Raw genomic sequence first — 13,710 nt, forward strand, 5'->3', positions numbered from 1 at the left:
AAGAAATTGAAGAGTGGAAAAAAAAGGTAGAAGACCACTTAGGAGTGAAGATTAAGGAAAAGAGAGAATTTCCTCCTGAAGATATTCCCCGGGAAGAAGAGGCTCTATCGCAATTTTTAGCCCGCCACATTGACCACACGCTGCTCAAACCCCATACTACTTTAGGAGAAGTAGAAAATCTGTGCCAGGAAGCTAAAGAGTGGAATTTTTGGGGAGCATCCGTTAACCCTTTTCATATTCCTGAATGTGCCCAGCTTCTCAGAGGCACGAAGACAGTAGTGGTGGCGGTGGCTGGTTTTCCACTGGGACAGAACAAACCAGAGATTAAAGCCCGAGAGGCTCGCTTAGCCTTCCAGGAGGGAGCCAGGGAGGTAGATATGGTAATAAACCTGGGAGCCCTCAAAAATGGTGATTGGAAGTTAGTTTACCAGGACATCCGGGGAGTGGTGGAGGAAGTGTCTCCAGGGATAGTGAAAGTGATTCTTGAGAATTGTTATCTATCCCCCGAAGAAAAAGTGGTGGGATGCTTGATTGCTCAAGCTGCAGGAGCTCATTTTGTAAAAACTTCCACCGGCTTTGGCTCTGGTGGCGCAACAGTTGAAGACGTAGAACTTATGCGTCAGGTAGTTGGAGAAAGTATGGGGATAAAGGCAGCAGGCGGTATCCGCTCCCGGGAAGTAGCTCTGCAGATGATTAAGGCTGGAGCCAACCGTTTAGGTACTTCAAGCGGAGTGAAAATCATGAAGGGCGAATAACCACCAGGTCTTTTCCTACTTCACGGTTAACCTCATCTTGCCATTTCTGTAGTAGAGAAAAGGAATAAGGGGTGACCTTTTGAGCTTCTTTATCTAAAGTTTTAAAAGGATTAAAGTTTTGCCAGTACCAGGTATGAGCGCTTTTTATTTCTTCTGCCATTTCCCGCAGAGTTTCCTTCTGGTGAAAAGGAGGGAAAATGGTGGTTCTAAATTCTACTTTCTCCGGGAATTTTAAAGCTTCTCGCAATACCTCTCTAACAGATTGTATTTCTTTTTCTCCTTGCACGAGATGGTAAGAAGAGAGGGGCACTTTGTAATCGATGCCCCACAGATCTACTATTTCTTCAAAAGACAGAAAGGAAGAATAGCTGCTCCCGTTAGTATCCACTTTGACCTTAAATCCTTGCTCTTTGATTTTAATAAGGAAAGGGAGGAGCTCCTCCTTCCACAGAAGTGGCTCTCCTCCCGTAATGCATACTGCATCTATCAAGCCCTTTCTCTCTTCCAAATACTGTAACACTTCTTCTGCTCTTATTTCCGGAAATATAGAATAATTTTCCACCAGCTCCGGATTATGACAGTAAGGGCAACGAAAATTACACCCCCCAGTGAAAAGCACTGTAGCAATATTGCCTGGGTATTCTATATAACTTACTTTTTGCCAGCCTCGAAACATTTTTAAGGGATAGCGAATTCTTTACGCTCTTTGAATTCTTCTTGCTTTCCTTTATTCCATCTCTGAACCGGTCGATAATAGCCTACTACTCGAGAGTAAACTTCTGTTTCTGCTTCACACTCTGGACAGATGAACTTTTTACCTCTCAGATATCCATGATTCGGACAAACTGAAAAAGTAGGAGTGACAGTGAGATAAGGAATAGGATAATGCTCAAAAGTCCTTTTGATAAATAGCTTTACCGCTTCAGGATGAGGCATTTCAGGGAGGAAAGCGTGAAATACCGTTCCTCCGGTATATAAAGTTTGCAAATCTTTCTGGTGTTCCAGAGCTTCAAATGGGTCATCGGTGTAATTGACCGGCAAATTAGTACTATTGGTATAAAAAGGCTCCTCTTCTCCGGCACTTATGATGTCGGGGAAATCTCGGCGATCACATCGAGCCAGGCGGTAGCTGGCTCCTTCTGCCGGGGTGGCTTCTAAATTATAAAGGTTACCAGTTTCTTCTTGAAAATCGGCTAATTTATTTCTCATGAAATCCAATACCTTGATGGCAAAATCTTTTCCTTCTTTTTCAGCGATGGATACTCCTAAGAAGTTGAGACAGGCTTCATTCATCCCCAGCAGGCCTATGGTGGAGAAATGATTGCGGAAAGTTCCTAAATAGCGACGAGTGTAGGGCAGGAGCCCGTTTCTCAGGTTTCTTTCCACCACTTTTCTTTTGATTTCTAAAGCAGTTTTAGCAATATTCATTAATTTATCCAGGCGAGTAAAGAATTCCTCTTCAGTTTTACTCAAGAAAGCAAGACGAGGAAGGTTGATGGTTACGACACCAATAGAGCCTGTTTTATCGGCAGAACCAAAAAGCCCTCCACAGCGGTTGCGCAAAGTCCGGAGATCCAGTTGCAGCCGGCAACACATAGAGCGCACATCTCCAGGCTTTAAGGAACTGGAGATAAAGTTTTGGAAATACGGGACTCCATATTTAGCGGTAAGCTCCCAGAGCAATTGCGCATTTTCTGAATCCCAGGGAAAATCGGGGGTGATATTATAAGTAGGAATGGGAAAAGAAAACACTCTTCCTTCGTAATCTCCCTCTAACATTACCTCGATAAAAGCCCGGTTGATCATATCCATTTCTTCCTGATACTCGCCATAAGTTCCCAGGTCTGGCCTTTCTTCTCCCCCTATTAGGACCGGACGGTCTTTTAAATCTTCGGGGGCTACCCAATCAAAAGAAAAATTCAGGAAGGGAGCCTGGCTTCCCCATCGGGAGGGGACATTCATGGCAAACACCATCTGCTGAATAAGCTGTTTGGTAGCCCGGTAATCGAGCTGGTCATAACGCACGAAAGGAGCGAGATATGTATCTACAGAATTGAAAGCCTGAGCACCGGCAAACTCCATTTGCATGGTGCCTAAAAAATTAACCATCTGTCCCGTGAGAGCAGAAAGATGGCGGGCCGGGCCTGCGGCTATTTTATCCTTTACCCCTCCGAAACCCTCTCTGATAAGTTCTTCCAGAGACCATCCTGCGCAATAAGCAGTAATTCCATAGGATAGGTCGTGAATGTGTATATCACCATTAACATGGGCTTCTTTCACCTCGTCGGGATATATCTGGTTCAAAGTATAGTGAGCCATAACCGAGCCGGCGACGTGGAGAACCAACCCCGGATAAGAATAAGTAGTGTTAGAATTTTCTTGTGTTCTCCAGTCTGCCTGGATAAGATAATCCTGAACAATTTTTTCCACGTTTACTGCTACTTGAAGAGCTTCTCTTGCTTCTTGCCTTTTGCGCCGATAAAGAATGTAGGCCTTGGCTACTTTGGCAAATCCATTTTCAATCAAGGTTTCTTCCACTATATCCTGGATGACCTCAATGTCTACAGTGGTGTCAGTACCAAACTTATGGAAGAGCTTCTGAGTAACTATATGACTTAGCTCTTCGGGGATAGTGGTATTTTCCTCTCCTACAGCCTGGAAAGCTTTATAAATGGCTCGCTCAATCCTTTGCCGATCGAAAGGGACTACCCTCCCATCCCTTTTCCGTACTTCTTTGGGGGATAAATCAATCTTTTCCTTCATCAACCTCTCTCCTTTCCGAGGTGTTTTTTTCTCGATTCAAAGTAGAAAGCAGTTCTAAGAACTGGTCAATCTCTCGAAACTCCCGGTAAACCGAGGCGAAGCGAACATAAGCCACCTGGTCTACTTCTTTTAGTTTCTCCATCACTTTTTCACCAATGTGAGAAGTGGGGATTTCTTCATAACCCTCATCCCGCAGCTCCTTTTCTATTTCTCCAGCCAGGGACTCTAAAACTTCCATAGTTACCGGTCTTTTTTCACACGCTTTGAGCATTCCTTGCAAAATTTTTTGCCGGTTGAACAGCTCTCTCTCCCCACTTTTTTTGATTACTCGAAGAGGTTGCTGTTCATAACGCTCATAGGTGGTGAATCTGCGCTGGCATCGGGGGCATTCTCTCCTCCGGCGCACTGCCGCCCCACCTTCTACTATTCGAGAGTCAACAACTCGGGAATCTTCTTCCTCACAAAAAGGACAATGCATAATAATTTACCCAACATATTGAATTATTGTTTCTAACAACCACTACATATAGTATACAGGTTTTTATTTTAATTGCAAGAGGAAAATTACGAATTTAGAAAAATATTTTTTCTTGTGGAAAACTGGGAAGGCTAATTTATAGTTAAAGCTGTAAAAACAATTATAATGTCCTCTATTTGGTGTTCTGCTTCTTTTTTCTCTCAGGGCTGGGGCATTTTTCCCTCAATGCATTTTTATGCTTTTTGAGTTTTTTGGTCTGTTTTCTTCAATTTTGTGCTTCAGGCTGTTCTATTTTTTCTCTTACCCGTGGTATCGGTTCTAACTTTTTTGTTGTGATTTTTTGTGGGGGTCATAGGAGCTCTTGCCTTCTTTTTGTTTTTAGCGCTGCAGGCTGTTTGTGGCGTATCAAGCTTTTAGCACGATGTAACTCGCCTTTAAGGTTTGAGCAATTTGACAGGTTTTGTGTGATACTATAATAAGGTAGTTTTTGCTCAAGCTATACGATGAGAACAAGCGATTTTCAGGGAAAAGTTTTCCCGGTTACTGGAGGGGTAAAAATCGTTAAGAAGATGGAGCTCACCAGGGAAGAAATCCTTACCGAAATAATTAATAAGCCCCTTCCCCTGGCCGAAGAGCAAGCAAAAGTAGTTACCTCGGAGGCAAAACATATCAGGGTGATAGCGGGGGCGGGTACGGGGAAGACTGAAACTCTCACCCGGAGGTTGCTCTACCTTCTGTTGTATGAAGGTGTGTCTCCAGAAAGTATTGTTGCTTTTACCTTCACTGAAAAAGCTGCTGCAAGCATGAAAACCAGGATATATTCCCGTATTCGCGAGCTGACCGGAGAGAATTTTCCGGAGTTAAGCGGTATGTATATTGGCACCATCCACGCCTATTGTCTTCATCTTTTGCATAATTACTTTGGTTATTCGGAGTTTAATGTGCTTGATGAAAATCAGGAAGTTGCTTTGTTATTCAGAGTGGGCCATGAACTGGGTATCAGAGAAAACGTGCAGGGGAGGAACTACCTGCAAAAATGTCTCAATTTTACCCAGGCGGTAAACATAGTTTACAATGAGCTGATAGACAGAAAGCGACTCTCAGAAAAGTGCGATATCTTTCATTCTCTTCTCTGCGATTATGAAGAACTTCTGGACCGCTATCGTTTGCTCACTTTTGGAAGAATGATAGACCTGGCAATTCAGAATCTTAAAAAAGAAAGTAATCGTGTAAGCTACATCCAGTATTTGATGGTGGATGAATATCAGGATATCAACCGGGCTCAAGAGGAGCTTATCAGGCTCCTGGGGCGAGAAGCAAGTGTGTTTGTAGTTGGTGACCCGCGGCAGAGCATATATCAATGGCGGGGGTCAGACGAGCGGTTCTTTGAAGAATTCGAAAAATGCTTCCCCGGGGTGCAGACCTTTTATCTGATGGAGAATCGCAGAAGCGTACCTCCCATCGTTAGAGCTGCTAATTACTTTGAGAATACCTTCAAAAAAGGCTATGGGCCTATATCTGCTAAAAGGAAAGACCAGGGTTTTGTAGGATTGGTATCTCTTCCGGATCCGGAAGAGGAGGCCAGATGGGTAGTGAAGGAAATTGCCTCCGCCGTTCGAAGCGGAAAATGCCGTTTCAAAGACTGTGCCATTCTTCTGCGGAGTGTGGCTAACTATTCTGTACCTTTTATAAATGAGCTTCGCAGGCGCGATATACCGTATCTCGTGGGAGGTAACGTAGGACTGTTTTTCCGAGAAGAAGCTCAAGCTATGGGTTGTCTCTTTGCCTGGCTGGGAAAGGATGGTTTCTGGCAGGCGGGCGGAAGCGAGATAAGGGGTGATTTATTGGTACAGAAAGGAGTAGCGCTCTGGTCTAAAGCTACTGGCATTGCCCTGGATAGGGAAAAGATTTATTCGGAGCTGAGAGAGTGGAGGGAAGAAGTGCTACAGGGAAAATATCAAAATTTAATCCAGGTCTTTCACCGGCTTTTAGTAATTCTTGGCTATCTAAAGCTCGATCCTTCTCACTCCTTGCATGCGGTGTTGATGGCCAACCTGGGTCGTTTTAGCTCCATATTGTTTGATTATGAGTCTTCCTACCGGCTGGGAGGAGCAGGAGTAGAATGGAACGAGGTAGTGAGGGGCTTGTGCTGGTATATGAACGCCTATGCTCGCGGAGCTTATGAAGAACACTCTATTGAGGATTATCTGACCACTGATGCAGTATTTATAAGCACTGTGCACCAGGCCAAGGGGCTGGAGTGGCCGGTGGTTTTTGTATCTTCGGTGGTTAATGCCCGATTTCCCTCCATGAGAGCAGGGAAAGAAAAAGACTGGCTGCTTCCCAGAAACCTCTTTGACGCCAAGCGCTACGAAGGAAGTATAGAAGAAGAGCGAAAGCTATTTTATGTAGCACTGACCAGGGCAAAAAACGTATTATGTGTTACTTATTTTAGAACCAACCGGAGCAAAAAGGGAAACATAGTTTCTCGCCGTCCTAGCGTGTTTGTGGAAGAGTTGAGTGAAGTCCTGCCGGTACACACAGATGATGCATATATAACCTTCGGAGAAATAGATAAGAGCGAGGGAGAAGTTTTTCAAGCACTTTCTCTCCCCCAGGTCGTTGCTTATTTTCGCTGTCCTCATTTTTACCGGTTGCGGGAGCTATGGCAATACCGTCCCGGGCTTGCAGAAGAGCTGGACTATGGAAGGAGTCTTTATAACTGCTTGAGGATGTCGGTAGAGCTTATAAAGGCAGGGGAAAAACCTCACCGGGCAGTGGAGCGAGCTATGACAGAAAAGTTCTTTTTACCTTTTGCCGGGGAGAAAAAGAGTTCCGCTATGAAACAAAAAGCCAGTGCAACCCTACTGGAGTTTGTTGAAAATAATCTTGATGAATTAATGAAAATAGACAAAATGAAGGCCCAGATTGAGCTTCCTACCGATAATGCGGTGCTCGCCGGTAGCATTGATGCCATACTGGAAGATAGTGAAGATTCAGCGGTGTGGATGTGTCGAACTTCTCAGGAAGTGGTAACTCCCGAAGAGATAGAGTTTCAGCTGGGACTCTATGCCCTGTTTATTAAGTTAGCTCAAGGCTACATACCTCGAACTTTTTTTGTGGACCTGGGCAATGCCACAGTGGAGGAGTTTCCTGCAGACGAGGAAAAAGTAGAGGTGGTAGCGGAGAAGCTGAAAGATATCCTGACTGGAATCCGCAGCGGTGATTTTGAGGTAAGCCAAAAGAAGGAACACTGTGCAAAATGCGACTACTCTGGAATATGCCGGTTTTGTGATGGAGGCAGTTCCCCACCTTCGCCAAAGAAAAGGGTGAGGCGGTGAGGGAATTTCATTTTATTAACGGGGGGAGTTTCCATCATTAGCAATCTCTGTACGGATGGGACACGAGATGAAGATACTGTCTCTCTTTTCTTAGGGTATAATAAGTTAGTGCCGGCTCATGTTGAGCCAGAATATTTAGGCTAAAGGAAAGAACTCCAGGAAGATATTGCTCATCGGGTTAGCTGATAAACAACTGGCCGGGTTTAAGATACAGGAGGTGGGGAAAAGATACGAGAAGCAGAATCTCTCAGAGAGGATAAACCTACCCGCTATCGGAGCACTTTTTCCAGGCGTTCACTACTTTTCCGGCTTTACCGCGTTGTTCAAGAAATCCAAAAAGATACCTACCCCGGTGTTTCCCAGCTTGCAGAGATCCTCGAAGTTAGTAAGCGCACTGTTAACCGTTATATTGAAATGTTAAGAGATGATTTTGATGCCCCAATTGTCTACGACCGAGGGCGTGGAGGTTATTATTTTGAGGAATCCTGGTCAATGCCCTTTCCTAACCTTACCGAAGGAGAGACGCTGGCTCTTTTGATTTTCCTCGACGTTATCGAACAGTTCAAAGGTACGCCCCTCGAGGAAGCTTTTAATCGTCTGGGGGAGAAGCTAAAACTGGCGCTACCAGATAGCCTCAAAATAAGCTATGAAGATTTCGAGATGTTGCTCTCTCCTTTTCTTGTGCCTCTTACTATGCGGGTGGATGTAAGCAAGGTTTTTGGTGAGCTTTTTAGAGCTATAACTGACCGGAAGAGAGCTTTGATTAGCTATTATAGTTTTTCCTCTCGCCAGGTTACCGAGCGCAAGGTAGACCCCTATCATATTTATAATTTCGAAGGGGTGTGGTATTTTTGTGGCTTTTGCCACTTGCGAGAAGAAATTCGTGACTTTGCTCTGGACCGGGTGCAGGAGGTAAAAGTACTGGAAGAAAGCTTTGCACGACCTCCAGATTTTTCGCCGCAGGAGTACTTAAACCGTGCTTTTCGGATGTATCGGGGGGAAGCTACTCAAATACGGATTCGTTTTGACAGTTATCAATCTGCCTGGATAAAAGAGCGTATCTGGCATCCTGCCCAGGAAATAGAAGAGCTTCCCGATGGGGGAATTATTTTCACCATTTATGGCCATCCTGAAGAAATTAAGCGCTGGGTGATAGGTTACGGCGCTCATGCCGAAATTTTAGAACCTCAATATCTGCGGAAAGAAATTGCGGAAGAAATTGAAAAATTGCAAAGAATTTACCACAACGACAGGAAATGACACCATCACTGAGTATGATGAGATAGAAGGTAAAAAAATCTTTCATCATTGAAATTAATTTTGGGGGAGTGGAATGATGGATAACGAAACAAGAGCTAAAGATAGAGTTTGTCCTCAGTGCAAAGGCACTGGCCGTTGCAAATACTGTAGTGGTTCGGGAAAACATGCTTACCCTGGATATGGGAAGCCGAGCGACCAGCCTTGTATGTGGTGTTTTGGTACCGGGGTTTGCCAGCAGTGCAAAGGTAAGGGTCATTATTAAATCATTTTTAGAAGGAGGGAAACCTGTAGAGCTCTGAGAGTTTATAAAAAGCCTGGCTGATGTTTGAACTATGCCCGGGTTCAGATGCCGGCTCAGTAAAGAAAGGAGGGTGATATTATGGGGAGAAAAAACTATCTGCTTTTTCTGATTACAGTTTTGTTATTCCTGCTTACTGCAGTTTCTTGTGGTGCTGAGGAAAAACAGGAAGCAATTTCATTAGAAGAACTACATCATAATCTAGAGATTCCAGAACTTGCAAAGGTTAAATTTCGAGGGACAGTAATACAGTCTTTGATAGAACCGGATCCAGATGACCAAACCGTAAAATACATGATTGTCGTGGCTCTCGATGAAAAATTCAGGAACTTCATGGTAATCGAAGTGAACCCCAAACGGCGTCCTGCTGAGTTTGAAATCATAGAAGGAATAGGAAGCTTTGCCGATTTCATAACTTATGAAACAGCCCTGGGCATTTTGAAGACAGTGCCAGCGATTGCTATTTTCCCGGAAAAAGATGATTATTGGAAAATCACCGAATGAAGGTAGTTTATCTTTGTTAGTTAAAGTTTGGAGGTGGGATAATTTTGCGTGTGCAAATTCAGTTTAAGGTTGAGAAAGTGCCGCTTCTTTACCGTAACGCTTTTATGAGTTTTTTCAAAGAAGCACTGCGAGCCACTCCATCGGGAGAGCAACGTTTTGTTCGGCTATTTCACTTTGACCGCCAGAGAAGCAATAAAATGCCCAAACCTTTCTGTTTTGCTGTACGTTTCGTCCATGACCGCGAGAGTTTTCAAGAAGATAAAGATTGGTTTATTCTCAAGTCGCCTCTGGCATTTTATTTTTCTACATCCGATATGGAACTGCTCATAGATTTTTATAACGGTGTGATAGATAGGTCGATTTACCCTTTCTCTAAAGGAGATTTTACTTTACCATATCCTGTATCAATTATCCCCATTAAAGATAGACCAATCACTCAGGAGGTTGCTCTTTTTCAAACGCTTTCTCCTGTTCTTATTGAAGACTCTACCGGAAAACCTCTTCTTCCTACTTCTCAAAGCCAACAATTTTTGGAGGAGCTCAATTACTATGCTAATGCTTTGCTTCGAGGTGTTCGGGGAGAAGGACTCCGGAAAAAACTTGATTTTCAGCCGGTCAACATCCGAAAAGAAGTGGTCAAGCATGCTATTCGAGAGAGGGAGGAGACTTCTCGAGTTTACACTTTCACCTGCTTCAGTGGCCGCTTTATTCTTCAAGGAGACCCAGGAGACTTAAATGATATCCAGGTTCTGGGAATAGGCCGGCGTCGTTCTCAAGGTTTTGGAATGTTGGAGGTGGTGTAATGAGTGAGATTGTTCTTTATCCTGGCAATTGGCTATATAACGCAGGAGTGGTGGGGTTATTAGTATCTATTGAAAGAGTAGAGAAACTATCAAATTATTATGGTTTCAATAATGATGGCTCTGTTAGCCTTGGAAGGGATATTTTTAATAAATTAGATGTTGAACAGAGATATTTTTCGGAAGAAAGGATATCCTCAATTGTAGGGAAGTCCACCTTATATAGAAATTTTCTGCAACCATCTTGGAAAGATAAATTTCATTATTTTGTGGAAAGTCTTTTTGAAATAGCAGAGACGGAGGACAGCACTTGTTGTAATTTGTGCTACAGAAAGCTTGCTTTACCTGAAGCAAAAATTCAAGACTTGAACAGCAAAGATTTAGAAAAGTTTTTAGATGGTATTAAAAGGTTTGATATAAGACATAATACAATGCTGGGTCCATCTATAGGGAAGTTTCCTAATGGGTTTTGGGATGGAAATGGAAGCCTTTGTATCTGCTCTCTTTGTGCATTCTTGATTATTCATCATCATCTTGCTTTTACAAAACTTTCTGATGGTTCAGAAATCTTTATAAACGCGCCATCCTTTGAAGCAATGTGGTATTTAAATAAATACGCAAGAGAAGTTTATGGAAAAGAAAAACTTAAAACCACAAAAGAAATTCTTGGCATATCTCTTATTGAAGCAGCTTTAAAGCTTAATATTCAACTCGGAAAATGGACAATGATGAATATTGAGGTGGTTAACAAATATAAAACTATCATAGATGAAAAAACCAAGATAGATAAGGTAGATTTCTTTTCTCTACCCTATGAAATTGTGCTTCTTCTTTCTGACAATAAAATTGCTAGCTTGTTAGATGATATTGGAGAGTTTAGTGTCTTAAATCTGGTTTTGGATGGTAATTTTAGAGGAATTTTGGAGCTTGCAGAAAGGATTTTTAAGATTGTCCTAAAACCGGAGGAAGAAAAAAGAAGACAGGGGAAAAAATCAACAAGCAAAAAATTTATAGACGATAAAGTCAGGCTTGAAAGAAATAAAAAAAACTTAATTTCCTTTTCTCAAAAGCTTTTCAAGCTTTATGCGTTGATCGAGGAAAAAACTAAAAAGGAGGTTTATGTATGAGTGATAATTTTAACTTTGAGGAGATAAAAAAGGATTTAATGGAGCATATAAATCAAAACAAGATTGAGGTTTCTTTATTTAAGAAAGCAGTTGGTGATTACAAAAAAGTTGGGTTTGAGCTGGAAAAAATATTGGAATATGCGGCAAAAAATGCAAAAGGTAAAGACAAACGTGAGCTCGAAAAACTTCACAATGATGTATCACTCCAGAATGTCAGCGAGTTATGTGACAGGTTAAAAGCTTATGGAGAGGGGCTGAGAGGGTCTGCAGTTTATGAAAGATTTTATGATAAAAAGAAAAAAATGCCCAGGGGTCTGACTTTCAGGTTGCTCGAGCTAACGAGGATGGGAAAGAGAGATGAGGTTTTTTACATAATCTTGAGAGAATTTGCTAACGCTCAGCAAGAGATAAATCAGCATCTTGTGAAAGCCTTCAATCCCAGATATTCAATAGAGAGTTTTAAGACTCTTGTTTACTCTTTTTTAAGTGGACTGTTAGGTTAAATTAGGAAATTTAAAAACCGGAGGTATAAAAATGGATAATATTAATAAAACTCAATCAAAACATATAACTCTTACTGTCATTTTTGAGAGCTCGGCGTTGAATAGAGATGAGAAAATCGGTGGAAACATTCTTTCTATTAAAAAATTAAAAATGGGAGATAAAATAGTCAGTTTCATTGGAAAACCAGCTATAAGACATTATCTTTTTGAAACCCTGGTAAAGTCTTGTAATTGGAAGCCGAGCTTGGTGACAGGACAGAGCGACGTTGTCCAGTTTGATATAACAAAGGATGATATCTTAACCAGCCCTGAACTTGATGCCTTTGGCTATATGTATACTATAGGCAGCCAGGCTTCGATTACCAGGAAAGCTCCTGTAGGGATTACGAAAGCTATTAGTTTAGACCCTTATGAAGGAGATATGGCTTTTTATGCTAACCATGACCTTGTGAATCGGGGAATAAAACAAGGGCTTAGTGTAACCCCTAATCCCTACAATAAAGAAGAACATTTTTCATTCTATAAGGTAAGCTTTACTATTGATGCGGATGTTTTGGGAAAGGATGAGTGGATAATAGAAGATTATTTCTATGAAGGGGAGAGGCTGTGGCTGACAATTCAAAAACCACAAAATGCTATTGTGGGAAAAGTATCTAAGGAAGAAGACGAAGATGGTAACTTGTACTACAAAGTTGATAATGACAAAGAAATATATGTTGATGGAAAGCAATTAAGAGTTAATAAAGCTCTTATGGAATCCGCAGGCGATAATAAAGAGAATCTTCAATTTAGATCCAATATATTGAAGAGCGAAGACAAAGGTAATGAAGATGAGCAAAAAGAAGACAAAAGCACAAGATCTAAAAAACCTAATATAAAAATTCAAGATTTTGAAGAGGAAGATGATTATTATGTTTTCTTTGTTTCAAAAGATCCGGAATACGATGAAAATAATAAAACGCTAAAAATTGAAAGTGGGCTTCAAAAAATCCTTGGGAATGAGGAAATTATGTGTAGAGAGGTTAAGCAAGGAAATATTTTTAAGCTTTATAAAAAGGAAAATGAAGAAGAAAGCAAGGAGATAGGAAAAATTTATATAGGAAAAGCTGGTAATAAATACAAAGTAACTTTTGAAGTTAGTGAAGAAGAAAAGAAAAAGCGTATTATGGAGATTCTCAATGCTATCAAGAACGGCCTTTATGCCCAATCAAGCAATGAGTCAAATACAATTATTCCCCTGTTTTTAGTTGCTGGATATGTAAAAGTCCCATCTCCAGTATTTCACCCTTATCTTGAACTTAACCGGATTGATGAGAAAACCTATGAGGTCATAGGGGTTTCTGATGCTTTAAATAATGGCTGGATTGATGGGAAAATATTTCTAATGGATAGTAAGAGAGTAAATATAGATGGGGATATAAAAGATGACAGAGTAACAGGCAACTGGGATGATTTTCTTAAAGAATTAAACAGCAATTCTTCGTCAGGCATTAATAAACATTGAAAAAAGGATAGTGATATGGATTCTAAAATTGGCAGTTTAAAAATCAAAATATACCAACCTCAAGCTCATTATAGGATGCCATTTACTTATCAAAGAAGGCATACCTATCCTCTTCCCCCCTATTCTACGGCTCTTGGTTTGATAGCAAATATTTTGGGGATAAAGAACTTACCCGGTCAAGAAGAACCCTGTATCAGAGAAGGCTGTGATTGTTCATATCATAAGCTTAAGCAAATTAAAATAAGCATTTGTGGGAGATTTCAGGCTAAAAGCACCGAGTATACGTGGTTTCGGAACTTAAATAAAAGTTCACATTTAAATAGGTTTGGTTCTATAGATAACAGATTTGTTTCGGGACATATCGAACACATCGGGGG

12 protein-coding genes are annotated in these 13,710 nt (G+C 41.5%); 9 read left to right on the forward strand and 3 right to left on the reverse strand.

The window, feature by feature from the left end; genetic code table 11:
- Nucleotides 1–755 (forward strand): deoxyribose-phosphate aldolase (gene deoC, locus GXZ17_RS04670; protein ID WP_409376125.1); only part of this gene is annotated, 755 nt, incomplete at its 5' end.
- Here the strand turns inward: deoC and GXZ17_RS04675 are convergent.
- Genes GXZ17_RS04675 through nrdR form a run of 3 tightly spaced genes read right to left on the reverse strand, consistent with a single transcriptional unit; the run spans nucleotide 739 to nucleotide 3,996 of the window.
- On the reverse strand, nucleotides 739–1,431 hold the full coding sequence (locus GXZ17_RS04675) for an anaerobic ribonucleoside-triphosphate reductase activating protein (RefSeq protein WP_409376126.1): 693 nt from the start codon (nucleotides 1,429–1,431) through the stop codon (nucleotides 739–741). The genes deoC and GXZ17_RS04675 overlap by 17 nt on opposite strands.
- Nucleotides 1,432–1,433: 2 nt before the next feature.
- Nucleotides 1,434–3,518: a ribonucleoside triphosphate reductase gene (locus tag GXZ17_RS04680; RefSeq protein ID WP_409376127.1), complete on the reverse strand. Its 2,085-nt coding sequence runs from the start codon at nucleotides 3,516–3,518 to the stop codon at nucleotides 1,434–1,436.
- The gene (nrdR, locus tag GXZ17_RS04685) at nucleotides 3,502–3,996 is read right to left on the reverse strand and encodes a transcriptional regulator NrdR (RefSeq protein WP_409376128.1); all 495 of its coding nucleotides are present in this window, start codon (nucleotides 3,994–3,996) and stop codon (nucleotides 3,502–3,504) included. The genes GXZ17_RS04680 and nrdR overlap by 17 nt, the downstream gene beginning before the upstream one ends.
- A gap of 503 nt (nucleotides 3,997–4,499) precedes the next feature.
- Between nrdR and GXZ17_RS04690 the strand changes: the two genes are divergently transcribed.
- From GXZ17_RS04690 to cas5, 8 genes are all read left to right on the forward strand, one after another.
- Nucleotides 4,500–7,337, forward strand: coding sequence for an ATP-dependent DNA helicase (locus GXZ17_RS04690; RefSeq protein WP_409376129.1), 2,838 nt, complete (start codon nucleotides 4,500–4,502; stop codon nucleotides 7,335–7,337).
- 228 nt (nucleotides 7,338–7,565) lie between these two features.
- Nucleotides 7,566–8,597, forward strand: coding sequence for a helix-turn-helix transcriptional regulator (locus GXZ17_RS04695; RefSeq protein WP_409376135.1), 1,032 nt, complete (start codon nucleotides 7,566–7,568; stop codon nucleotides 8,595–8,597).
- A 379-nt stretch (nucleotides 8,598–8,976) separates the two neighbouring features.
- Nucleotides 8,977–9,399: a hypothetical protein gene (locus GXZ17_RS04700; RefSeq protein ID WP_409376130.1), complete on the forward strand. Its 423-nt coding sequence runs from the start codon at nucleotides 8,977–8,979 to the stop codon at nucleotides 9,397–9,399.
- 50 nt (nucleotides 9,400–9,449) lie between these two features.
- Nucleotides 9,450–10,202 (forward strand): CRISPR-associated endoribonuclease Cas6, encoded by a 753-nt coding sequence (gene cas6 / locus GXZ17_RS04705; protein ID WP_409376136.1) that lies wholly within the window; start codon nucleotides 9,450–9,452, stop codon nucleotides 10,200–10,202.
- Nucleotides 10,202–11,326: a type I-B CRISPR-associated protein Cas8b1/Cst1 gene (cas8a1, locus tag GXZ17_RS04710; RefSeq protein ID WP_409376131.1), complete on the forward strand. Its 1,125-nt coding sequence runs from the start codon at nucleotides 10,202–10,204 to the stop codon at nucleotides 11,324–11,326. The genes cas6 and cas8a1 overlap by 1 nt, the downstream gene beginning before the upstream one ends.
- The gene (locus GXZ17_RS04715) at nucleotides 11,323–11,829 is read left to right on the forward strand and encodes a hypothetical protein (protein WP_409376132.1); all 507 of its coding nucleotides are present in this window, start codon (nucleotides 11,323–11,325) and stop codon (nucleotides 11,827–11,829) included. Before cas8a1 ends, GXZ17_RS04715 begins: the two co-directional genes overlap by 4 nt.
- Nucleotides 11,830–11,860: 31 nt before the next feature.
- Entirely contained in the window at nucleotides 11,861–13,333 is a 1,473-nt protein-coding gene (cas7i, locus tag GXZ17_RS04720; protein WP_409376133.1) for a type I-B CRISPR-associated protein Cas7/Cst2/DevR, read from the forward strand.
- Between the two features lie 15 nt (nucleotides 13,334–13,348).
- A partial coding sequence (gene cas5, locus GXZ17_RS04725) for a CRISPR-associated protein Cas5 (RefSeq protein WP_409376134.1) occupies nucleotides 13,349–13,710 on the forward strand: 362 nt, incomplete at its 3' end.

The organism is Candidatus Sordicultor fermentans (assembly GCF_012728195.1).
Lineage (GTDB): Bacteria > Atribacterota > Atribacteria > Atribacterales > Caldatribacteriaceae > Sordicultor > Sordicultor fermentans.

Excerpts from the sequence above, each read along its gene's own strand:
- nrdR (WP_409376128.1), bottom strand. The coding sequence starts at position 3,996 with ATGCATTGTCCTTTTTGTGAGGAAGAAGATTCCCGAGTTGTTGACTCT.
- GXZ17_RS04700 (WP_409376130.1), top strand. The coding sequence starts at position 8,977 with ATGGGGAGAAAAAACTATCTGCTTTTTCTGATTACAGTTTTGTTATTC.
- cas7i (WP_409376133.1), top strand. The coding sequence starts at position 11,861 with ATGGATAATATTAATAAAACTCAATCAAAACATATAACTCTTACTGTC.
- GXZ17_RS04680 (WP_409376127.1), bottom strand. The coding sequence starts at position 3,518 with ATGAAGGAAAAGATTGATTTATCCCCCAAAGAAGTACGGAAAAGGGAT.
- cas8a1 (WP_409376131.1), top strand. The coding sequence starts at position 10,202 with ATGAGTGAGATTGTTCTTTATCCTGGCAATTGGCTATATAACGCAGGA.
- GXZ17_RS04715 (WP_409376132.1), top strand. The coding sequence starts at position 11,323 with ATGAGTGATAATTTTAACTTTGAGGAGATAAAAAAGGATTTAATGGAG.
- GXZ17_RS04690 (WP_409376129.1), top strand. The coding sequence starts at position 4,500 with ATGAGAACAAGCGATTTTCAGGGAAAAGTTTTCCCGGTTACTGGAGGG.
- GXZ17_RS04675 (WP_409376126.1), bottom strand. The coding sequence starts at position 1,431 with ATGTTTCGAGGCTGGCAAAAAGTAAGTTATATAGAATACCCAGGCAAT.